The 22,117-nt window shown below is 69.8% G+C and carries 20 protein-coding genes; 12 read left to right on the forward strand and 8 right to left on the reverse strand.

Annotated features, from left to right (window positions below; all coding sequences use genetic code 11):
• Positions 1 to 2,214 carry a GGDEF domain-containing phosphodiesterase gene (locus JHB91_RS12225; protein ID WP_199374331.1) on the reverse strand — a complete coding sequence of 738 codons (2,214 nt, stop codon included), beginning with the start codon at positions 2,212 to 2,214 and terminating at the stop codon, positions 1 to 3.
• Positions 2,215 to 2,335: 121 nt separating this feature from the next.
• Between JHB91_RS12225 and JHB91_RS12230 the strand changes: the two genes are divergently transcribed.
• The gene (locus tag JHB91_RS12230) at positions 2,336 to 2,881 is read left to right on the forward strand and encodes a UPF0149 family protein (protein WP_199473051.1); all 546 of its coding nucleotides are present in this window, start codon (positions 2,336 to 2,338) and stop codon (positions 2,879 to 2,881) included.
• Between the two features lie 56 nt (positions 2,882 to 2,937).
• Positions 2,938 to 4,260, forward strand: a complete 1,323-nt coding sequence (locus tag JHB91_RS12235) for an aminopeptidase P N-terminal domain-containing protein (RefSeq protein WP_199473052.1) — start codon at positions 2,938 to 2,940, stop codon at positions 4,258 to 4,260.
• 13 nt (positions 4,261 to 4,273) lie between these two features.
• Here JHB91_RS12235 and pepQ read toward each other — a convergent pair whose 3' ends face one another.
• From pepQ to rph, 6 genes are all read right to left on the reverse strand, one after another.
• Complete coding sequence (gene pepQ, locus JHB91_RS12240; RefSeq protein WP_233398695.1) at positions 4,274 to 5,602, reverse strand: Xaa-Pro dipeptidase; 1,329 nt, start codon at positions 5,600 to 5,602, stop codon at positions 4,274 to 4,276.
• A 78-nt stretch (positions 5,603 to 5,680) separates the two neighbouring features.
• The gene (locus tag JHB91_RS12245) at positions 5,681 to 6,031 is read right to left on the reverse strand and encodes a PilZ domain-containing protein (RefSeq protein ID WP_199373508.1); all 351 of its coding nucleotides are present in this window, start codon (positions 6,029 to 6,031) and stop codon (positions 5,681 to 5,683) included.
• The gene (locus JHB91_RS12250) at positions 6,028 to 8,454 is read right to left on the reverse strand and encodes a DUF1631 family protein (RefSeq protein WP_199473054.1); all 2,427 of its coding nucleotides are present in this window, start codon (positions 8,452 to 8,454) and stop codon (positions 6,028 to 6,030) included. The genes JHB91_RS12245 and JHB91_RS12250 overlap by 4 nt, the downstream gene beginning before the upstream one ends.
• 106 nt (positions 8,455 to 8,560) lie before the next feature.
• Positions 8,561 to 9,712: a radical SAM family heme chaperone HemW gene (hemW, locus tag JHB91_RS12255; protein ID WP_199473055.1), complete on the reverse strand. Its 1,152-nt coding sequence runs from the start codon at positions 9,710 to 9,712 to the stop codon at positions 8,561 to 8,563.
• Positions 9,713 to 9,714: 2 nt separating this feature from the next.
• On the reverse strand, positions 9,715 to 10,308 hold the full coding sequence (gene rdgB / locus JHB91_RS12260; protein ID WP_199473056.1) for an RdgB/HAM1 family non-canonical purine NTP pyrophosphatase: 594 nt from the start codon (positions 10,306 to 10,308) through the stop codon (positions 9,715 to 9,717).
• A gap of 3 nt (positions 10,309 to 10,311) precedes the next feature.
• Positions 10,312 to 11,046 (reverse strand): ribonuclease PH, encoded by a 735-nt coding sequence (gene rph, locus JHB91_RS12265; protein WP_199373504.1) that lies wholly within the window; start codon positions 11,044 to 11,046, stop codon positions 10,312 to 10,314.
• Positions 11,047 to 11,113: 67 nt separating this feature from the next.
• Here rph and JHB91_RS12270 point away from each other — a divergent pair, with 67 nt between their 5' ends.
• The 10 genes from JHB91_RS12270 to JHB91_RS12315 all read left to right on the forward strand — a co-directional run bounded on the left by JHB91_RS12270 (position 11,114) and on the right by JHB91_RS12315 (position 21,419).
• Positions 11,114 to 11,974 (forward strand): YicC/YloC family endoribonuclease, encoded by an 861-nt coding sequence (locus tag JHB91_RS12270; RefSeq protein WP_199473057.1) that lies wholly within the window; start codon positions 11,114 to 11,116, stop codon positions 11,972 to 11,974.
• Complete coding sequence (gmk, locus tag JHB91_RS12275; RefSeq protein WP_199473058.1) at positions 11,967 to 12,605, forward strand: guanylate kinase; 639 nt, start codon at positions 11,967 to 11,969, stop codon at positions 12,603 to 12,605. The genes JHB91_RS12270 and gmk overlap by 8 nt, the downstream gene beginning before the upstream one ends.
• 129 nt (positions 12,606 to 12,734) lie before the next feature.
• A complete protein-coding gene (gene rpoZ, locus JHB91_RS12280) occupies positions 12,735 to 13,037 on the forward strand; it encodes a DNA-directed RNA polymerase subunit omega (RefSeq protein ID WP_182824766.1) in 303 nt (100 codons plus the stop codon).
• A 134-nt stretch (positions 13,038 to 13,171) separates the two neighbouring features.
• The gene (locus JHB91_RS12285; RefSeq protein WP_199373501.1) at positions 13,172 to 15,340 is read left to right on the forward strand and encodes a bifunctional (p)ppGpp synthetase/guanosine-3',5'-bis(diphosphate) 3'-pyrophosphohydrolase; all 2,169 of its coding nucleotides are present in this window, start codon (positions 13,172 to 13,174) and stop codon (positions 15,338 to 15,340) included.
• Between the two features lie 68 nt (positions 15,341 to 15,408).
• Positions 15,409 to 15,792, forward strand: a complete 384-nt coding sequence (locus JHB91_RS12290) for a RidA family protein (RefSeq protein WP_199373500.1) — start codon at positions 15,409 to 15,411, stop codon at positions 15,790 to 15,792.
• 4 nt (positions 15,793 to 15,796) lie between these two features.
• Positions 15,797 to 17,917, forward strand: a complete 2,121-nt coding sequence (recG, locus tag JHB91_RS12295) for an ATP-dependent DNA helicase RecG (RefSeq protein WP_343225097.1) — start codon at positions 15,797 to 15,799, stop codon at positions 17,915 to 17,917.
• Between the two features lie 31 nt (positions 17,918 to 17,948).
• Positions 17,949 to 18,887, forward strand: a complete 939-nt coding sequence (locus tag JHB91_RS12300) for a nucleoside hydrolase (protein WP_199473059.1) — start codon at positions 17,949 to 17,951, stop codon at positions 18,885 to 18,887.
• Positions 18,888 to 18,958: 71 nt separating this feature from the next.
• Positions 18,959 to 19,201 (forward strand): type B 50S ribosomal protein L31, encoded by a 243-nt coding sequence (locus tag JHB91_RS12305; protein WP_199373498.1) that lies wholly within the window; start codon positions 18,959 to 18,961, stop codon positions 19,199 to 19,201.
• A 203-nt stretch (positions 19,202 to 19,404) separates the two neighbouring features.
• Positions 19,405 to 20,718, forward strand: coding sequence for a citrate synthase (locus tag JHB91_RS12310; RefSeq protein ID WP_343225098.1), 1,314 nt, complete (start codon positions 19,405 to 19,407; stop codon positions 20,716 to 20,718).
• 266 nt (positions 20,719 to 20,984) lie between these two features.
• Entirely contained in the window at positions 20,985 to 21,419 is a 435-nt protein-coding gene (locus JHB91_RS12315) for a hypothetical protein (protein WP_199473061.1), read from the forward strand.
• Between the two features lie 7 nt (positions 21,420 to 21,426).
• Here JHB91_RS12315 and JHB91_RS12320 read toward each other — a convergent pair whose 3' ends face one another.
• Positions 21,427 to 22,080 carry a hypothetical protein gene (locus JHB91_RS12320; RefSeq protein ID WP_199473062.1) on the reverse strand — a complete coding sequence of 218 codons (654 nt, stop codon included), beginning with the start codon at positions 22,078 to 22,080 and terminating at the stop codon, positions 21,427 to 21,429.
• Between the last annotated feature and the right edge of the window lie 37 nt (positions 22,081 to 22,117).

The following is a 22,117-nucleotide window of genomic DNA, read 5'->3' on the forward strand; positions in this document are numbered from 1 at the left end:
TCAAGGCGCGGCGCTGGAGAGGCGCACCACGCTGCCACCCGGTGGCCGCCGGTTGCGGATGAATGCCATGCAGGCAGTGGCCTCGAGCGGTGGAGACAGCCAGAAGCCCTGGATCTCGTCACAGCTGTGGTGGGCGAGGAACTCCGCCTGTGCCCGCGTCTCCACGCCTTCGGCGACCACGTTCAGGCCCAGCGAGTGGGCCATCGCGATCACGGTGGTGGTGATCGCGGCATCTTCCGGGTCGGTGGTCAGGTCGGCGATGAACGTCTTGTCGATCTTGATGGTGGTGATCGGAAGCCGCTTGAGGTACGCCAGCGACGAATAGCCGGTGCCGAAATCGTCGATCGCGAGGGATACGCCCAGCTCGCGGAACGCCTGCAGCTTGACCACGGTCTGCGCGGCATTGGCCATGAGCACGCTCTCGGTCAGTTCCAGCTCCAGTGCCGAAGCCGGGACCCCGGTGTCGTCGAGCACGCGCCGGACCACCTCGGGGAAATCGCCACGCAGCAGCTGCAGCACCGAGACGTTGACGGCCACGGTCAGGTCGGTGAGGCCGTGCTTGTGCCAGCGGCGCAGGGCCAGACAGGCTTCGCGCAGCACCCACTCGCCGATCTCGAGGATCATCCCGCTCTCTTCGGCCAGCGGGATGAAATCGGCGGGCTGCACTTCGCCGTGCTCCGGGCTGTGCCAGCGCAGCAGCGCCTCGGCACCGGTGATCTGCGAGGTGGCCAGCGCCTGGCGCGGCTGGAACACAACCCGCAGCTCGTTGCGGTCCAGCACCTTGCGCAGCGCGCCGGCCAGCGTGGCGCGTTGCCGGATCGCCGCCTCCATGGTCTCGTCATAGCGCATGAAGGTGCGCCGCCCCGCGGCCTTGGCCTGGTACATCGCGGTGTCGGCGTGCTTGAGCAGCTCGGTCGGCACCTGGCCATGGTCCGGGTACAGGCTGATGCCGATCGACGGCGAGACTGCGACTTCCTGGCGGTCATCGAGGATCAGTGGCGCTTCGAACGACATGATGATCTCGCGGGCGACGCGGTCCGCTTCGTCGGCGTCCTCGAGGTTCTCGAGCACCGCGGTGAACTCGTCGCCCGCCAGCCGCGCCACGGTGTGGTGCTGCCCCACCGTCTGCTGCAGGCGCGCGGCCGCGGCGCGCAGGATGCGGTCGCCGGCAGCGTGCCCAAGCGAGTCGTTGATGTCCTTGAACCGGTCGAGATCGAGGAACAGCACTGCGATCCGCGACGACTCGCGGCGCGCACGCACGATCGCCCGGGACAGGCGCTCCGACAGCAGCGACCGGTTGGGCAGGTTGGTCAGGGTGTCGAAATTCGCGAGGTAGCGCAGCTCCTGTTCAGCGCGCTTCTGCAGCGTGATGTCGTTGAGCACGAACACATACAGCCGCTCGCCGTCCGCCTCGCTGCCGAGAACGGTGGCTGCCTCGATGGCGCACAGGAACTCCTCGCCATCGCGGCGCCGCTGCCACATCTCACCGGAGTAGCGGCCGTCACGGGCCACCAGGCTGCGGATGTGGCGGTAGAACGCCGGGTCGTGCTGCATGCTGTCGAGCAGGTCGGCACCGCGGCCGGCGACGTCGGCGGCCTGGTAGCCGGTGATGCGGGTGAAGGCGGGGTTGACCGAGATGAAGTTGAAGTCGCGGTCGAGCACCGTGACCGCTTCGTTCATGCTGCGCAGCACTTCGCTGGCGATCTGGCGTTCGCGCTCCACGTCGCGGCTCTTGCTGATGTTCAGCGCGGTGCCGGCGACGCGGACGATGTTGCCGTCGGCATCGTGCTCCACGGCGCGGCCGCGGGCACGGACCCAGACCCAGTCGTCGCCGGCAGCGTCGGAGCGCACGCGGTGTTCGGATACGAATTCGCCGCTGGCGCCGTCGACGTATGCGCGCATCAGTTCTTCGACCCGGGGCAGGTCGTCGTCATGGATGACTTCGACGACGTCACGCGTGGTGCTCGAGACTTCCCGGGACTGGCCGCCGGGTTCCTGCGCGAGCAGCAGCCGGACCATCTGCCTGGTCGGCAGGTGGATGTCCCAGTAGCGCTCGCCGGTCGCCCACAACGCCATCTTGAAGCGCTCCTCGCGGTCGCGAAGCTGCGCGACGTGGACGCGATCGCGGCGCTGGCGGAGCAGCAGCGCCGAGCACGCCACGGCAAGTGGCAACGCCACCAGCGCTGCAATCAAGAAGCCCATGTCGGTGAGCATGGTCAAGCCGTTGTTCCCCTTGCGGCCAATTGCAGCAGCAGCGCAGTGTAGGCACGCATGAGGGGCGGCAACAAGCTTGGTGGCGGCGGTATAGTGCCGTGTCCCCCTGAATGTCCTGGCCATGTCCGCAACGCTCCCCACCCTGTCTGAAATCGAGCGGGCCTGCCGCGAGGCATCGCTGGGCACCAGCGCACCCGAACTGCATGGCAGCCTCTGCGGCTGGCTTGCCGGCGGAGGCGACAGCAGTGGCCATTGGCTGGCGAAAGTGATGGTGGACGACGCGCTTCCGGTGCCCGCACCCGGCGGCGTGCTGGACCGCATGCGCGAAGTCACCGCTGCGCAGTTCGAAGACCGCGATTTCGGCCTGGCGCTGGTGTCTCCCGGCGAGGAGGCCTCGCTGGCCGAGCGCAGCGGCGCGCTGTTCGACTGGTGCCGCGGTTTCGTCGGCGCGTTCGGGCTCGCGGCGGGTCACGATCCGAAGTTGTCGGAAGAAGGTGCCGAGGCGCTGTCCGACCTCGCCCGGCTGGCACGCGCAAGCGCACAGGACGATGGCGACGAGGAAGACGAGCAGGCGCTGGCGGAGATCGAGGAATTCGTGCGCGTGGCCGCGCTGCTGCTGCACGGTGACTGCGCGCTCGCCGCGCGCCACCGCGGTCGCCTCAACTGACCGGTTCCGACGAAACCCGCTCCGGCTTTCCCCGGTTGCCACAAGCACTGCCGAACATGCCCACACCTCCCAGGATTCCCGTTGCAAGCCATGCGCGCCGTCGTCGCCAGTTGATGCGACTGGCAGGCGACGATGCGATCCTCGTGCTGCCCGCGGCGCCCGAGCGCGTCCGCAGCCGCGACACCCACTATCCGTACCGCCAGGACTCAGACGTCCTGTACCTGAGCGGATTCGCGGAACCCGATGCCGTGCTCGTGCTGGTGCCGGGGCGCAGCCACGGCGAGAGCCTGCTGTTCTGCCGCGAGCGTCACCCCGAACGCGAGGCGTGGGATGGCCCGCGCGTTGGCCCCGAGGGCGCGGCGGACGCGCTGGGCGTGGATGACGCCTATCCGATCGACGACATCGACGAGATCCTGCCCGGGCTCATCGAAGGGCGCCGCCGGGTCTATTACCACTTCGGCCGCGATACCGACTTCGACCTGAAGCTGATCGGCTGGGTCAACCAGGTCCGCGCCCAGGTGCGCCACGGAGCCCAGCCGCCGCACGAGTTCCTCGAGCTCGGCCACCTGCTCGACGAGATGCGCCTGTCGAAGACCGCCGAAGAGCTGAAGCTGATGCGGCATGCCGCCGAGGTCAGCGTGCGTGCGCACGAGGCGGCGATGCGCGCCGTGCGCCCGGGCATGCGCGAGTACGAGCTGCAGGCTGAGCTTGAGCGGGTGTTCCGTGCCGCTGGTGCCGAGCCGGCGTATGCCAGCATCGTCGGTGCCGGTGCCAACGCCTGCGTGCTGCACTACCGGGACAACAACGCGTCAGTGCGTCGCGGCGACCTGGTGCTGATCGACGCCGGCGCCGAGTATCGCGGCTATGCCGCCGATATCACCCGCTCGTTCCCCGCCGATGGCCGCTTCACCCGCGAGCAGCGCGCGCTGCATGACCTGGTCGGGGCCGCCCATGCGGCCGCGCTGGCGCAGGCGCGCCCGGGCGTGCCGTACGAGGCCGGGCACAATGCCGCGGTCGACGTACTCGCTGACGGCATGCTGTCGCTCGGACTGCTGCAGGGAAAGCACGAGGACGTCGTCGCCAGCGGCGGTTACAAGCGCTTCTATCCGCACAAGACCGGCCATTGGCTCGGCCTCGACGTCCACGATGTTGGTGACTACCGCATCGAGGGGGCGTCGCGGCTGCTCGAGCCGGGGATGGTGTTCACCATCGAACCCGGCATCTACATTCCGCCGGGCGACACCAGCGTCGAGCCCAGGTGGCGCGGCATCGGCATCCGCACCGAAGACGACGTGGCCATCACCCGCGACGGCCACGAGGTGCTGACCGCCGGGCTCGCGCGCAGCGCCGACGAAATCGAAGCGTTCATGGCGCGCTGAGGCGCGCCCCGGCTCAGCCGGCGAACGCCTCGCGGGTCAGGTTGAGCGGGTCGCCCGCAGTGCAGACCACGTTGTCCTCGATGCGGATGCCGCCATAGGGACGGAACGCATCCACGCGGTCCCAGTCCACGCTGCCGGCGTGCGCACCCGCGCGCAGGTCCTCGAGCAGCATGTCGACGAAGTACAGGCCGGGCTCGATGGTCACCACCATGCCGGGCTCCAGCACGCGGGTCAGGCGCAGGTAGGGGTGGCCTTCCGGCTTGTCGATGGTGCCGCCGGCATCCGAGGCCGCGAACCCCGCGACGTCGTGCACCTGCAGACCCAGCCCATGGCCGATGCCATGCGGGAAGAACGTGCTGCTGACCCCGGTGGCAACCGCCGCCTCCGGGCTCACCTTCAGGATGCCGAACTCCGCGAGCACGCCGGCCAGCGCCAGGTGCGCATCCAGGTGCAGCTGCCGGTAGTCGAAGCCCGCGCGCACCTGCGCGCACATCGCCCGCTGCGCCGTGTCCACGGCCATGACCATGGCGTGGAACTCGCTTTCGCCATCCGCCGCGTGCGTACGCGTGACGTCGGCGGCATAGCCGCCGTGGCCGGCGCCGGCATCGAGCAGGAAGCTGCGCACCGGGTTTGGCGGCAGGCGGTCGAGCTCGGTGTAGTGAAGCACCGCGCCGTGCCGGTTGAGCGCCACGATGTTGCTGTAGGGCAGTTCCGCCGCGTCCTGGCCCACCGCCTGGCAATAGGCGAGATGGATGCCGAACTCGCTGGCACCGGCGCGGAACGCGCGCTCGGCGGCGCGATGGCCGCGCACGGCAAGGCGCGAGGCCTCGCGCAGCATTTCCACCTCGTACGGCGTCTTGAAGGCGCGGTGGTAGTCCAGGTAATCCAGCACCGGCTGCGGGTTGTTGGGCGCGAACGCACCGTAGCGTCCGAGCGCACTCTGCGGCTCACCGAGGATCGCGCAGCGACTGGCGTTCCTCGGCAGGTGGTCGAGCGCCTCGTCAGGGGTGCGGATGACCACGATGTCGAAGTGTTCGACCCAGTAGCCCGACGGCGCTTCGGGGACCACGTGCCAGTAGTCGCGGGGCTGCAGGTACACCAGCTTGGGCCGCGCGCCGGGGGTCACCACCAGCCAGCTGCCGGGATTGCGCAGCAGCGGCACCCAGGCCTTGAACTGGGGGTTCACCGCGTACGGGTAGTCGCGATCGTCGAACACCTGGTAGTGCAGGTTGCCGCTTGGTACGACCAGGTGGTCGAAGCCGCCGCGCACGAGCGCTTCGGCGGTGCGGGCAAAGAGGGTGTCGAGGTGGGCGGCGTACAGCGTGGCAGGGGCGGCAGACATGGCGGGTAATGGCTCCGGGAAGAACCCGCATTCTGCCGCATCGCCCGCCATGCTGCCCCGCGACCGCCGGGACAGTGGCTACTCGTAGTGGCTGCCAGGCGCTTCGATCCAGGCGCGCAGGCGGCCGACCTGCGGCTCCGACATGCCGATGAACCGGAAGCCGGTCCAGGCCTGTCCCGGCGCACTGGCCTGGTCACGCCACAGCAGGTGCGCGCCAACCTCCACGCTGGCATCGGCGCCCTCGGCCGATGGCAGCGCAAAGCGGAACTGGTAAAGCGCGTCATCGACGAGCGCCTCGTTGGCCAGCAGCAACATGCCGGTTTCAGACAGGTTGCCGATGCGGCCGACCACGCGCTCGGTCATCGCGTCCATGACCAGGATGGTGTCGGGCGCCTTGCGGCGCTTGGCGCGGCGGAACTCGTTGATCATGGCAGGCCGTCCCCGGTGATCGCCGGGGCGTCGCCACGGCCGGCAAAGCTGCGCAGGGTGCGCATCGCGGCCTGCCAGGCGCGGTCCACCAGGCGCCCACGCTCCGCGGTGACGATGTGTGCCTGGCCCGCCACGATCATGCGTGCCAGCGCATCCAGCGAGTGCTCCCCGACGCGCTGGCCGCGCTGGTTGACGAACAGCGCGTTGTCGGTGACCGGGCTGAACCACGAGAGGCGGCGACGGATCACGTCGCCCTGCTGGTTGGTCACGAACTCGATGAAGGTGCCGAACGGGATGACCCGCAGCTGCTCGTAGCGGGCCTGTTCTTCCGGCGTGCGCGGCGGCAGGTCGGGCCGGCGCTCGCGCGCGCTGTCCTCGCCAAGCCGGGTCCTGGCCTTCAGCTTCATCGCCAGTTCGGTGCGCGATGCCGGATCGTCCTCGTCGCTGCGGCTGCTGGTCAGGCGGTTGGCGATGATCCCCGCTTCTTCGGCGTGATAGCCGACCTGGGACAGGGCACCCTCGATATGCGCCGCGAGCGCGGGATCGCCCGCCTCGCTGCCGTGACCGCAGGCGTGGATGATCCTCCGGGTGGCGTCCAGCTGGCCCTGCCACTCCGGAGAATCCTCGCCCTGCCGCAGCAGGGTGAGGGTCAGCACGTCGGCCCAGGCCTGGTTGAGCAGCGCGCGGGAGAATTTCGGGATGCGCTGGTCGCCGAGCATGTCGGCAAGCGCCTTGCCGGCGCGCATCTTCGCGACTTCCAGCTTTTCCTTGCCGCGCGCCGCCTCGACATGGCGACGCTCCAGCATCTCGGCGCGGCGCACCTGCGCCTGCAGATGCGCCTGGAGCGCGCGGTTGGAATCCTCGAACACCGCGTCGTCGCCATCGTACTTGTCGATGACGTGGCTGACCGCCTGCTGCAGCGGCGGCAACAGTTGCGGGTCGAAATCGTCCTTGTCGAGCCATTTCGCCGCCGCCTCGGCAACCGTGTTCAGCAGCTGCCTGGCCGGATGCGCGGCACGGACGAAGAACGCCGGGTCCTGGAGGGCGACACGCAGCAGCGGGAGTTGCAGCCGGCGGAGCAGGGCGCCTGCGGGCGCGTCGCGGCTGATCTCGCCTTCCAGCTGCCCGTACAGCATGTGCAGCAGTTCGAACGTGTCGTTGTCGCGCTGCGAGAGGCTGGCACCCTTGCCACGCTTCTGCCGGGCCTGCGCAAGCAGGGACTGGCGGATGTCCATCAGGTTGCGTGGCGACGCTTCGGGCGCGGCCTGCAACGTGCCCAATGCACGGAACACGTCGTCGGTGCTGAGCGGCGGCGCACCGGCGCCGGGCTGGCCGGGCCGCAGCTTGCCGATCAGTGCGCGGCGCCCGGCCATCAACTGCTGCAGGGCCTGGTAGTCGGCCTGCTCGTCGGAGTCCTCGAATGCGCTGCTGGTTTCGGCCATCCAGCCGGTATGGGGACGCTGCAGATCGGGGCGGGGCTGTGCGGTTCCCTGGTGGCGTGGCGCGCCCGGCTCGGCAGGGCCGCTGCCGTGGTCGTCCGCCGCCGCGCCGCCGCGCCTGACGTTGCCTCCCTGCCGGCCCTCTGCGGGACCTTCGCCAGGGCCACCCGAGCCGGCCTCGCCTGCGCCACGCGCCCTGGGACGCGATGCGGCTTGCCCCGGCGCAGCGTTTTCCGCGGCCTCATGCGCCTGCTGGCGTGCGGTCGCGCGCACGCGCATTGGCACATAGGTCAGGCCGGGCAGCACGCCTTCGCGGTCCAGCACGGCGTCCAGCTTCTCCAGCACGGGCGCGTAATGCCCCATCACCATGCGGTCGAACAGGCGGAACAGCAGCTCGCGCGACTCGACGCCGATATCAAGCGCATGGCTCGCGGTGCGCATGGCCCGGCACACGGACTGCGGACCCAGCGGCAGGCGCGCGGCGTCGATCGCCGGCGAGCCCGCCAGGACTCCGAAGCGCTGGCCGAGCAGGTGCATCGCCAAGGTGGCGCGGCCCTCCTGGCGGCTGGCGATCTCGCGCAGGATCCCGTCCTCGTCCATCGTCGCGTCTTCCACCAGGGTCAGCACCTGGGGGTTGCCGGTCGTCGCCGCGGACGCCTGTCCCTGCGCGGAGGGCGGAGCGCGCAGCGCGGCAAGCGAGGCCTCCAGCTCAAGCATGAGCTGGGGGACCAGGTCGGAGCGGTTGAGGCGGAAGGTACGCAACGCCTGCACGAAGTTGGACTCGCTGCCCGGGTTGCGGGCGCGGTCGGCAAGGCGGAAGAGTTCCTGCTCGAACTCGTCGAGCATCGCGCCCAGGTAATTGTCGAGCTCCACGGAGACCAGCGCCAACGCGCCTTCCAGCGCCTTGCGCACGCGTCGCGGCAGACCGGCGGCCGCCAGAGTCCGCGGAGCGGTGGCGTCATTGAGTGGCGTCGTCACTGACATGTTTGCGTCTGGCTGGCTTCCCCTGTGGGGATACTTAGCATGCAGGGAGCCTCCGCGGCCAGCACGGGGTTTGCGCCGCCGTCCGGCCACGCCGGTTCGAGACGCCTCACGGCAGGAAAAGCGCGACGACGTCGTTTCCCAGGCGCCGGCCCAGCGCGGTCGGCCGGACATGCCCGGCGTCCTCGAGCAGCCAGCCGCGCGCCACTGCCTCGGCGAGTTCCGCCGCGATCGCCGCGCGCGGCAGCCCGGTACGGGCTTCGAAGTCCGCGAGCGCGAAGCCTTCGTGCAGGCGCAGGGCATTGAGCATGTATTCGAACGGCCGCCGTGCGGGCTCGATGTCCTCGTCGCCGCCGAGCGCGGCGTCGCTGCCGGCCGTGGCCAGCCAGGCCGCCGGGTGCTTGAGCTTCCAGCGTCGGCGGATCGCCTGCCCGGCACCGAGGGTGATCTTGCCGTGCGCGCCTGCGCCGATGCCGAGGTAGTCGCCGAAGCGCCAGTAGTTGAGGTTGTGCGCGCACTGGCGCCCGGGGCGCGCGTAGGCACTGACCTCGTAATGCCCGTAGCCCGCGGCTTCCAGCAGCGCCTGCCCGTGCTCCTGCATGTCCCAGGCGGTGTCCTCGTCGGGCAGGCCTTCGGGCGGCTTTGCGGCGAACAGCGTGTTGGGCTCCAGGGTGAGCTGGTAGTGCGAGATGTGCGCCGGCTGCAGCGCGAACGCGCGTTCCAGGTCGCGTGCGGCGCCGGCGAGGTCCTGGCCGGGCAGCGCATACATCAGGTCGAGGTTGATGTTGTCGAAGCCGGCGTCCTGCGCGAGCTTCACCGCCGAATCCGCCTCGCGGCTGTCGTGGATCCGCCCCAGGCGCTGCAGGCAGCCGTCGTCGAAACTCTGGATGCCGAAACTGAGGCGGTTCACGCCGGCCGCGAGGTAGCCCTCGAAGCGGCCATGTTCGGCGGTGCCGGGATTGGTCTCCAGGGTGATCTCGCAGCCCGGCGCGAAACGCAGGCGCGCGCTGGCCTGCTGCAGGAAGTCATCGATGGCCGCGGCCGGGAACAGCGACGGCGTGCCGCCGCCGAAGAACACCGAATGCACGGTGCGGCCCCAGGCCAGCGGCAGGTCGTGCTCCAGGTCGGCGACCAGCGCGGACACGTATTCGGCGAACGGCAGCGCGCCGCGCTGCTCGTGCGAGTTGAAGTCGCAGTAGGGGCATTTGCGTACGCACCACGGCAGGTGCACGTACAGCGACAGCGGCGGCGGCATCAGCATGGTCAGTCCAGCGCGGCGAGGCGCTCGCGCAGCGCGGCCAGCGCGAGGCCGCGATGGCTGATGGTGTTCTTGACCGCGGCGGGAAGCTCGGCAGCGGTCAGCCCGCTGCGGGTGTCCAGGAACACGGGGTCGTAGCCGAAGCCGCCAACGCCGCGCGGCGCTTGCAGGATGCGGCCGCGCCACTGGCCCTCGGCGATGATCGGCTGGGGGTCATCCGCGCGCCGCAGGACCACGATCGCGCAGTGGAAGCTGGCGCCGCGGGCGTCGTCGGCAACGCCGTCGAGCTCGCGCAGCAGGCGCGTGATGTTGCGCCCGGCATCGCCGTGCACGCCGCCGTAGCGCGCGGAATACAGCCCGGGCGCACCACCGAGTGCATCCACGCACAGGCCGGAGTCGTCGGCCAGCGCCGGCAGGCCGGTGGCGAGCGCCGCGTGGCGCGCCTTGAGCAGCGCGTTCTCGATGAACGTCAAGCCTGTTTCGTCGACATCGGCGACGCCGAATTCCGACTGCGCGCGCAGCGTGAAGCGCGACCCGTCCAGCAGCGCGCGCAACTCGGCCAGCTTGCCCGCATTGCCACTGGCCAGCACCAGGTCCATGGCTCAGCCCGCGGCCAGCGCCGCCTGCTGCGCCGCGAACAGCTCCTCGCAGCCCTGCGCGGCCAGCGCGAGCATGGCGTCGAGTTCGTCGCGGCGGAAGGCATGGCCTTCGGCCGTGCCCTGCAGCTCGATGAAACCGCCGCCGTCGTTCATGACCACGTTCATGTCGGTGTCGCAGGCGCTGTCCTCGGCATAGTCGAGATCGAGCACCGGGCGGCCGCCGTGGATGCCGACCGAGACCGCGGCGATCGCACCGTGGATCGGGTCGCGCTTGCCGAGCTCGCGGCGGCCCTGCAGCCAGCGCACCGCGTCCACCAGCGCCACGTAGGCGCCGGTGATGGCCGCGCAGCGGGTGCCGCCGTCGGCCTGCAGCACGTCACAATCGAGGGTGATGGTGCGCTCGCCGAGCGCGTCGCGATCCACGCAGGCGCGCAGCGAGCGGCCGATCAGGCGCTGGATCTCCAGCGTGCGCCCGCCCTGCTTGCCGCGCGCCGCCTCGCGGTCGGAACGGCTGTGGGTGGCGCGCGGCAGCATGCCGTACTCGGCGGTCACCCAGCCGGTGCCCTTGCCGCGCAGGAAGCCCGGCACGCGGTTCTCGACCGTCGCCGTGCACAGCACGCGCGTGTCGCCGAAGGTCACCAGGACCGATCCTTCGGCATGGCGGGTATAGCCGCGCTGGATGCGCACGTCGCGCATCTGGGCAGGCGCGCGCCCGCTTGGACGGGGGGAATCGGTCATGGAGGGAATTACCGCAGGAATGGCGCGCGAGTTTACCATCGGCACCCCGAACCCCCGGATGCACCGCATGATCCGCAGCATGACCGCCTTCGCTTCCGGCGAACGTGCCACCGCCTTCGGCACGCTTGGCTGCGAGCTCCGTGCGGTCAACCACCGCTACCTCGAGCTCGGGGTGCGCGCGCCGGACGAGCTGCGCGCGCTGGAGCCTGTGCTCCGCGAGCGCATCGGCGCCCGCGTCGCGCGCGGCAAGGTCGAGCTCACCCTGCGCCTGCGTGCGCCGGACGCCGCCGGCGCGTTCGTGGTCGACGAAGCGCTGGTGGAGCGGCTCGGCGAGCTGGCGCTGCGCCTGCAGCCGCGGTTTCCGGCGATGCAGGTCGGGTTCACGGAGCTCCTGCAGTACCCCGGTGTGCTGCGCACCCAGGCCACCGATGCCGAGGCCCTGCAGGGCGAGGCGCTGGCATTGCTGGACCAGGTGCTGGGCGAGTTCATCGCCGCGCGCGAACGCGAGGGCGGCAAGCTGGTCGCGGCCATGCTCGAGCGCGTCGACGGCATCGCCGCGCGCGCCGCCGAGGTGCGTGGCGTGGTGCCGGCGATCCGCATCGGGCAGCGCGCCAAGCTCGAGGCCCGCCTCGCCGACCTGGCGCAACCCGCCGATCCCGGCCGGCTCGAGCAGGAGCTGGTGCTGTCGCTGCAGAAGCTCGATGTCGACGAGGAGCTCGACCGCCTCGACAGCCACGTGGCGGAGATCCGTCGCGTGCTGGGCCAGCGCGAGCCCGCCGGCCGCCGGCTCGATTTCCTGCTCCAGGAGTTCAACCGCGAGGCCAACACGCTGGGTTCGAAGTCGGTCGATCCGCGCACCAGCAACATCGCCGTCGAGCTCAAGGTGCTGATCGACCAGGTGCGCGAACAGGTGCAGAACATTGAGTAAGCCCGACGCTCCAACGCGGGGCAGGCTGTTCATCGTCGCCGCGCCGTCGGGTGCCGGGAAGTCGAGCATCGTCAACGCCTGCCTGGCGCGCGATCCCAACATCTGCCTGTCGGTCTCGTTCACCTCGCGCCCGCCGCGCCCCGGCGAGCGGCACGCGGAGCACTACCATTTCGTCGACGACGCGCGGTTCCAGGAGATGATCGCCGCCGGCGACTTCTTCGAGCATGCGCGCGTGCACGGCGACTGGAAGGGCACGGCGCGGCAGTCGGTGGAGCCGCAGCTGGCGGCCGGACGCGACGTGCTGCTGGAGATCGACTGGCAGGGCGCGCGCCAGGTGCGCAAGCTGGTGCCGGATGCCGTCGGCGTGTTCATCCTGCCGCCTTCGCGTGCGGCGCTCGACGAGCGCATGCGCAAGCGTGGCCAGGACAGCGAGGAGGTCATGGCCCGGCGCCTGTCGGCGGCGCGCGAGGAGATGTCGCACTACGCGGAGTTCGACTACGTGATCGTCAACGAGGATTTCGCCACCGCGGTGGACGAGATGTGCGCGATCTTCGTCGCCAGCCGGCTGCGCCTGGATGCCCAGGCATGGCGGCACCGCGCCCTGATCGGCGCGCTGTTGCAGGAAGACTGATCCGCCGGCGGCGGCATTACGCCCCAAGTGGCTGATTCGCAACAGGTCGGCTTGCGTGCCGGGCGGTGTTTCGCTATCCTTCCCGGTCCCTCGCACTGCATCGACGGCCGGTCGGCCGCCAGGAGATTTATGGCCCGCATCACCGTTGAAGATTGCCTGAAAGTCGTCGACAACCGTTTCGAGCTGGTCATGCTGGCCGCCAAGCGCGCCCGCCAGCTCGCCAACGGCGTCGAGCCGCAGATCGACAACAGCGAGAACGACGACAAGCCGACCGTGCTGGCACTGCGTGAGATCGCCGCCCGTCGCATCAATCCCGAATACATCGACGCCGTCGAGAAGTCCGAGCGCGAGCGCAAGGAGCGCGAGGCGCTGGAGTGGGCGGCGGCCGAGGTCGTCGCCGACGACGACCTGGGCAAGGGCGACGACGCCTGATCCGCGGGCGCCTGCATGGCGCTTGCACGCATGACCATGACGGCCCCGGACATCCGGGGCCGTCTGCGTTCACGACGTCCGGGTCCGCGCCGCCGCGCGTTGCCGGGTCGCGGGCGCACGCGTAGGCTCGGTCCATGACATCCGCAGAGCGCGCGCTGGTGCAGGTACCTGTCCCCGGGGACGATGACATTCCCGGGTACATGCGCGCGCTCGAACGCGCCACCGCGTACCTGTCCGCGGACCAGCGCCGCCAGGTGCGCCGCGCCTGGGCGGTGGGAGCGGCCGCCCACGAGGGGCAGGTGCGCAAGTCCGGCGAGCCCTACATCACCCACCCGGTCGCCGTGGCGCAGGTGCTGGCGGAGCAGAAGGTCGACCTCGAGACCCTGGTCGCGGCGATCCTGCACGACACGATCGAAGACACCCCGCTGGGGCGCGACGCGCTGGCCGGCGAGTTCGGCGAGGCGGTCGCGGAGCTGGTCGACGGCGTCACCAAGCTCGACAAGCTGCAGTTCGCCAACCGGCGCGAGGCCGACGCGGAGAGCTTCCGCAAGATGATGCTGGCGATGGCGCGCGACCTGCGCGTCATCCTGATCAAGCTCGCCGACCGCCTGCACAACATGCGCACGCTCGGCGCGCAGTCGCCCGAGGCGCGCCAGCGCATCGCCGGCGAGACGCTGGAGATCTACGCGCCAATCGCGCAGCGCCTGGGCATGAACCTGATCAAGGCGGAGCTGCAGGACCTCGGGTTCGCGGCGTTGCACCCGCTGCGCCACCGCATCCTCGAGAAGCGCATCCGCTCGCAGCCGCTGGTGCGGCGCGAGGCGCTGGCCAAGATCGAGGCGCAGCTTGCGCAGCGGCTGACCAACGAAGGCCTGGACTACCGCCTGGTGAGCCGGGTGAAGTCGCCGTGGAGCATCTACAACAAGATGCGCGCGGAGGGCAAAACCTTCAGCCAGGTGATCGACGTGTTCGGCTTCCGGGTGATCGTCGGCTCGGTGCGCGACTGCTACCACGCGCTGGGCGTCGCGCATTCGGTGTACAAGCCGGTCGACGGCCGCTTCCGCGACTTCATCGCCATCCCCAAGGCCAACGGCTACCAGTCGCTGCACACCGTGCTGTTCGGGCCGTACGGCTCGCCCATCGAGGTCCAGATCCGCACCGAGGAAATGGACCTGATCGCCGAGCGCGGCATCGCGGCGCACTGGGCCTACAAGCACGGCGGCGGCGCGCCGAACAGCGCGCAGGCGCGCGCGCATTCGTGGATCTCCGCGCTGCTGGAGTCGCAGAGCGGCACCGGTTCGTCGCTGGAGTTCCTGGAGAACGTCAAGGTCGACCTGTTCCCCGACGAGGTGTACCTGTTCACGCCCAAGGGCGACATCATGTCGTTGCCGCGCAACGCCACGGCGCTCGATTTCGCGTTTTCGGTGCACACCGACGTCGGCAACCGCGCGGTCGCTGCGCGCGTCGACCGCAAGCTCGTGCCCTTGCGCACCAAGCTGGCGACCGGCCAGTCGGTGGAGATCGTCACCGCCAAATCGTCGCAGCCGCGGCCGCAGTGGCTGGAGTTCGTGGTCACCGGCAAGGCGCGCACCGCGATCCGCCAGCAGCTGAAGCAGCTCGAGCACGAGGATGCCGTGCAGCTCGGCCACCGCATGCTCGACAGCGCGCTCGAGGATCTCGGAAGTTCGCTGGAACAGCTGCCGGCCCAGCACCTCGAAGCGTATCTGGCCGAGCACCGCTTCCCGCGGCTTGAGGCCCTGCTGGCCGAGGTCGCGCTGGGCAACCGCATGCCGTCGCAGGTCGCGCAGTCGCTGGCGCGCAAGACGCCGGCGGCCGACGGCGCGCCGCGCGTGCACCGCGGCGACGACCGCATCCTGATCACCGGCAGCGAGCGCGGGGTGGTGACGTTCGCCAACTGCTGCATGCCGATCCCCGGCGACGACATCATGGGTTACCACACCGCCGGGCGCGGCATCGTGGTGCACAGGATGGAATGCCCGAATGTCGCCGAGTACCGCAAGTCGCCGGATCGCTGGGTCGACATCGGCTGGGACCGGGAGGTCAGCGGCGATTACGCCGTGGCGCTGCGCATCGAGGTCGAGAACCGGCCGGGCGTGCTGGCGCAGGTGGCGGCGGCGATCGCACAGGCCGATTCCAACATCGATGGCGTCGAGTACCTGGAGCGCGACACCAACGTCGCTGCGATCCGCTTCTCGATCGAAGTGCGCAACCGCACGCACCTGGCGCACGTGATCCGCCGCACGCGGCGGCTCGGCGTGGTCCACGGCGTGCAGCGGATCTGACGCGGCCTGGATAGAGAATCCGCGGGGGGGCGGTCATAATCGACCGCATCGCCTTCGAGGACTCGAAAATGCCCAGGACACCCATCACCACCGCCGATGCACCGGCGGCCATCGGTCCGTATTCGCAGGCCACCCGCGCCGGCAACACCGTGTTCCTGTCCGGGCAGATCCCACTGGATCCGGCCACCGGCGAGCTGGTCGCCGGAGATCTCGCCGCGCAGGCGCGGCGCGCATTCGACAACCTCCGCGCGGTCTGCGAGGCGGCCGGCGGGTCGCTCGCTGACGTCGCGCGCGTCGGCCTGTACCTCACCGACCTCGGCCAGTTCGCCGCCGTGAACGCGGTGATGGCGGAGTATTTCGATGCCCCGTATCCCGCGCGCTCGACCATCGAGGTGTCCGCCCTGCCCAAGGGCGCGCAGTTCGAGGTCGATGCCGTGATGGTCACCGACTGAGGCAGTGGCGGCACCTCGGCGCAAGGCCGGCGCAGACGCGCCCTCGCTCGCGCCCGCCGGCGCCGATGCGCTGTCGGCGCTGGCCGGCGTGGGCCCGCGGGTCGCCGAGAAGCTTGCTGCGCGCGGCCTGCTGGGCGTGCAGGACCTGTGGCTGCAGCTGCCGCGCGGCTACGAGGACCGTACCGCCATCACCCCGATCCGCCTGCTGCAGCCGGGCGTTCCGGCCCAGGTCGAAGGGCGGGTGGAGGCGGTGGAGCGCGGCTTCCGCTACAAGCCGATGCTGCGTGTCGCGATCGTCGACGATTCGCACGGCACGCTGGTGCTGCGCTTCTTCCACTTCCGCGCCGCGCAGGCCGCGCAGTTCACTCCCGGCGTGCGCGTGCGCTGCTTCGGTACGCCACGGCCGGGACAGCGCGGGTTGGAGATCGTCCATCCGAGCTACACCCTCGTTGCTGACGATGGCGTCGCCGAACTTGGCGATCGCCTCGACCCGGTCTATCCAGCGATCGAGGGCGTCGGCCCTGCGGTGATGAAGCGTCTGATCGCGCAGGCGCTGGACCGCTTGCCCGATGGCGACGAGCTCGAGCTCCTGCCGGCCGCGCTGCTGCGCGCACACGCACTGCCGGGACTGCGCGAGTCGCTGCTCGCGGTGCATCGTCCGCCGCGCGAAGCCGATGTCGCCGCCTTGCTGGCCGGCACGCATCCAGCGCAGCGCCGGCTGGCACTCGAGGAGCTGCTTGCGCACCATCTCAGCCTGCGCCGCCAGCGCATTGCCCAGCAGTCGCACGCGGCGCGACCGCTTGCCAATGCGGGATTCGCAGAGCAGTTGCGCGCGAGCCTGCCGTTCGCGCTGACCAACGCCCAGGCGCGCGTGTTCGGCGAAATCCGCGGCGACATCGCGCGCCCGGTGCCGATGCTGCGCCTGGTGCAGGGTGATGTCGGCTCCGGCAAGACCGTGGTGGCAGCAATGGCGGCGCTGATGGCGGTCGCCGACGGCCGCCAGGCGGCGTTGATGGCGCCCACCGAACTGCTGGCCGAGCAGCATCTCGCCAACCTGCGTGCGTGGCTGGAGCCACTTGGCGTCCGCGTGGTGTGGCTGGCCGGCAAGGTCACCGGCCGTGCGCGCGCGCAGGCGATGGCGGCGGTTGCCAGTGGCGAAGCGCAGGTCGTGGTCGGCACGCACGCGCTCATGCAGCAGGGCGTGGTGTTCCATGACCTCGCGTTGGCGATCGTCGACGAACAGCACCGCTTCGGCGTGCACCAGCGTCTGGCGCTGCGTGACAAGGGCGGCGAGGGCGGCCGCGTGCCGCACCAGCTGGTCATGACCGCCACACCGATCCCACGCACGCTCGCCATGGCGGCGTACGCCGACCTCGACGTGTCGGCCATCGACGAACTGCCGCCCGGGCGCACGCCGGTGCAGACCGTGGTCCTGGCCGCCGGGCGCCGCCCCGAACTCATCGAACGCATCCGCGCGGCCTGCGCTGAAGGCCGCCAGGCGTACTGGGTGTGCACGATCATCGACGACTCGGACGAGATCGTGGCGCAGGCGGCGCAGGCGACGTTCGAGGCGCTGTCGGAAGCCCTGCCCGGGCTCCGCGTCGAGCTGGTGCACGGCCGGATGAAAGCCAATGAGAAGCAGGCGGCGATGCGCGCGTTCAAGGACGGCGCGGCCGACCTGCTGGTCGCCACCACGGTGATCGAGGTCGGCGTGGACGTGCCCAACGCCTCGCTGATGGTGATCGAGAACGCCGAGCGCCTGGGCCTGGCGCAGCTGCACCAGCTGCGCGGCCGGGTGGGGCGGGGCAGTGCCGCTTCGAGCTGCGTGCTGCTCTACCAGCCGCCGCTGTCGCGGATGGCGCGCGAGCGCCTGGAGACAATGCGCGAGACCGGCGACGGGTTCGTCATCGCCGAAAAAGACCTCGAGCTGCGCGGGCCGGGCGAGCTGTTGGGGACACGCCAGACCGGGCTTGCGGCATTCCGCGTCGCCGATCTGGCCCGCGACGCCGACCTGCTGCCGCTGGTGCACGCGCTCGGCGAGCAACTGCTGCGCGACCAGCCTGGCGTCGCCGAACGCCTGGTTGCGCGCTGGGTGGGCGGGGCCGCCCGCTACGCGGCGGCCTGATCGCGGCGCCACGAACATGGATAATCGGGCGATGACCAACGAACGCATCCCGCTGCTGATCGATACCGACCCGGGCGTCGACGACGCACTCGCCCTGCTGATGGCGCTGCGCGACACGCGCCACGACGTGCTCGGGCTCGCCATCGTCGCGGGCAATGTCGGCCTGCGCCACACCGTAGCCAACGCGCTCAAGCTCTGCGAGATCGCAGGGCGCGAGGATGTGCCGGTGTTCGCCGGCTGCGACCGCCCCCTGCTGCACGCCGCTCCCGACGCGGCGTACGTGCACGGCGTGGACGGTTTTGGTGATGTCGGTTACGTCCCCGCCACGCGCGGTGTCGAGCCCGAGCACGCGGTGCAGGCCATCCTCCGCCTCTCCCATGAGCATGCCGGACGACTCCTGCTCGTGATGCTCGGCCCGCTGACCAACCTCGCGCTGGCGCTGCGCCTGGACCCCACCCTGCCGGAACGCATCGGGCGACTGGTGGTGATGGGCGGGGCGGTCACCGCACGCGGCAACATCACGCCGTCCGCCGAGTTCAACGTCTACTTCGATCCGGAGGCGGCGCGCATCGTGTTCGAGGCATTCCCGGCCTTCGATCTCGCCGATTGGGAGGCCACCGTCGCCCACGGCATGCACCACCGCAACGTCGATGGCTGGCTGGCGGCGCCAGGTCCGGTGGCGGCGTTCTACGAGGCTATCTCGCGGCACACGCGCCTGTGGTCGGAAGACGGCCGCGGCGAGCTCTGGCATGCCGCCGACGCGCTCGCCATGGCCATGGCGCTGAGTCCACACGGCGTGCTGCAGGCCGAATCCCGGCCGATCGACGTGGTGCTGGGCGACCCGGTGGCGCGTGGCACCACGGTGGTGGACTGGCAGCGCCAGCTCGGGCGCCCGGACCAGGCGCGCATCCTGCTGCGCTATGACCAGCCGATGTTCGAAGGGCTGGTGCGCGGAGCGCTCGGCGCCTGAGGTGACTTGCGGGAGGGCGGGGGGCTGGCTATAATGCCGCTCTTTCCCCGCCCAGATACCGGTACCCCGTCATGAAGGCCGACATCCATCCTGTTTACCGCGACGTCGTTTTCCAGGACGTGACCTCGGATTTCAAGATCCTCACGCGTTCCACCCTCTCCAGCAAGGAGACGGTGAAGTGGGAAGACGGCAACGAGTATCCGCTGATCAAGATCGAAGTCTCGTCGGCTTCGCATCCGTTCTACACGGGCCAGAACAAGCTCATGGACACCAGCGGTCGCGTCGACAAGTTCCGTAAGCGCTACTCCAAGTAAGCTCCGGCGCCACGCGCCGAGCTGACGGCCGCCCACTGGGCGGCCGTTTTCGTTTGGCCTGCGGCGTTCCACCGGTGCGACTTTGCTGGAGCCGCCGCGGCCGGGGGCTATGCGATAATTCCCCGATCGCGCACGCGCGCGACCCCGCCTCATCCGACCCGCCCCCGATGCGCGGGTCCACGCGATACGAAAGGAGTGCGTCTGTGTCCGCCACCCCGTCCAACGTCGGCCCTAAGGCCGGCACCGTTGCAGTCCAGGCCGCCGGCAAGTCGGTCGAACTGCCGATCCTGAGCCCCACCCTCGGCAACGACTGCGTCGACATCGGCAAGCTGCCGAAGGAAACCGGCCTCTTCACCTACGATCCCGGTTTCACCGCCACCGCCAGCTGCAAGTCCGCGATCACCTACATCGACGGCGACGAGGGCGTGCTGCTGTATCGCGGTTACCCGATCGACCAGCTGGCCAAGGAGTCTTCGTTCCTCGAGGTCGCGTACCTGCTGATGAACGGCGAGCTGCCCGACTCCAGGCAGATGGGTGAATTCGACCACGACGTCGCCCACCACACGATGCTGCACGAGGCGTTCAAGAACTTCCTCGGCGGTTTCCGCCACGACGCCCATCCGATGGCGATGCTGGTCGGCATGATCGGTTCGATGGCGAGCTTCTACCACAACGATCTCGACTACGACGATCCGGAAGAGCGCCGCATGGCCGCGATCCGCATGATCGCCAAGGTGCCGACCATAGCTGCCGCCTGCTACCGGCACTCGATGGGCTGGCCGCTGCGCTTCCCGCGCAACAACCTGCCGTACGTCGACCGTTTCCTGCACATGATGTTCGAGGTGCCGAGCGAGCCGCTGGTGCTCAACCCGGTCGCCGCGAAGGCGCTGGACCTGCTGTTCATCCTGCATGCCGACCACGAGCAGAACGCATCCACGTCGACCGTGCGCCTGGTGGGTTCGACCGGTGCAAACCCCTATGCGTGCATCGCATCGGGTGTTGCCGCGCTGTGGGGTCCTGCGCACGGCGGCGCCAACGAGGCGGTGCTGAAGATGCTGGCCGAGATCGGCACGGCGAAGAACGTGCAGTCGGCGATCGACCGCGCCAAGGACAAGGAGTCCGGCTTCCGCCTGATGGGCTTCGGCCACCGCGTGTACAAGAACTTCGACCCGCGCGCGAAGATCATCCGCGAGATGTGCCACAAGGTGCTCGAGGAACTCGGCATCGACGACCCGCTGCTCGAGGTCGCGATGCGCCTGGAGGAAGCCGCGCTGAAGGACGACTACTTCGTGCAGCGCAAGCTGTACCCGAACGTCGATTTCTACAGCGGCATCATCTACAAGGCGCTGAAGATCCCGACCGAGATGTTCACGGTGATGTTCGCGATCGCGCGCACCGCCGGCTGGATGGCGCACTGGCTCGAGCAGCAGACCGATCCGGAATTCAAGATCGGGCGCCCGCGGCAGATCTATACGGGCTCGGGCATCCGCGACTACATGGCCGTCGACAAGCGCTGACGCCCCACACAGGCATCGCGATGAACAGCGCCCCGCACTGCGGGGCGTTTCTTTTTTGCTTCTTCTCCACCTTCCTTCGAATGGGAGGAGAACCTCTTCTTGGGCGCGGGGTACTCCCACCCGGCCATGGGCGCATCGCGGAGGACGTGGTGTCACGTCTGCGGCAAACATGGTGGCGCATGCACTGGCCTAGACGGCTCGTGCCTGCGCCCGGGCGGATCGTCCGCCCGGCTGGCCCAACTCCACGGAAGGAGCATGCAATGGGGATGAACCCACATCTGGCCGCCGTCATGGTGGCAGTGTGTCTGGCATCCGCCGCGTCTGTCGCGGTGGCTGGCGAGCTTGAGGTACGCAAGGGCGTGGTCACTGCGATGCAGCCCATCGCCGAAAAACCGGATGCGGTCAGCACGAGCACCAAACGACAGCTGGGCGGCATGCTGGGGCAAGCGCTCGGGCAGGCTGTGGGTGGTCGCAGCGGAAGGTCCTATGAAGTCACGCGCCTCGCCACCAATCTTGGCGCCGATATCGCCTCCAGCAATACCGGTGGCGCTACGGTTGGCAGCTATGTGCTCATCGTCCGTTTCGACAATGCCGCGGAGTCCGCGTTTAGGCGTCGTGGCGACCAGCTTGCGCGCATCCGTGTGGGCACCCGCGTCAAGGTCGTGGGGTCGGGCGACGCCGCGATGCTCGACGCCGAGTAGGTGCAGGTCAGCGCGTGTCGGTAGCGGGCGGCGCAGCTTCTTCGTCTTCCGCCAGCAGCCTGCGCAGCTGGCTGGCCGACGCGCGCTGCATGGGCCTCCCGTCCACCGCTGACAGCGGTGACTGGCGCAGTGCGCCGGCTGGCAGGACAGTGAGGTCGATGAGGGTGTCGCCGGCGCCGAACAGCCACACCGGGAAATCGCCATCTCGCGTGCGGTCCAGTCGCACCTGCCGGCTGCGCGATTCCGCAGGAATGCCTGCGTCGTCGAGGAAGCGTGCCACGGCGTCGGCGTCGTCGCAGTAGAGGTGAAGCGTCACGTGGTCATGCGCACCCGCGGTGCCTGCCAGCACCGGACCCACCAGGCGCGCGTCGAAGCTGGCGAAGAATTCGAGCGCCTGCAGCGCGGCCTCGCGTTTTTCGCGCAGGTGGTCGGCATGCGTGTCACCCAGGAACAGTCGCTGGTACTCGCGCAGCGCGTCCTCGATCTCGTCGTTGCGCGGCAGTGACGCGTCGTCGTGGATGCCCAGTCGCGCGGCGGCCTTGCGCTTGGCGTGGTGGAAGTCGCGGATCCCGCCTTCGGCGATCAGTCGGGCCGCCTCGTGGGCGAGGCGGTGGCGGAGCTCACGGGTGCGGCTTCCGGCGTGCTGTCGGGCTCGGTGCATGCGGGCGCTCCATACGGCGAGGGCGCCCCAAGCCTAC

The organism is Luteimonas sp. MC1828 (assembly GCF_016461615.1).
Classification (GTDB): Bacteria; Pseudomonadota; Gammaproteobacteria; order Xanthomonadales; family Xanthomonadaceae; genus Luteimonas.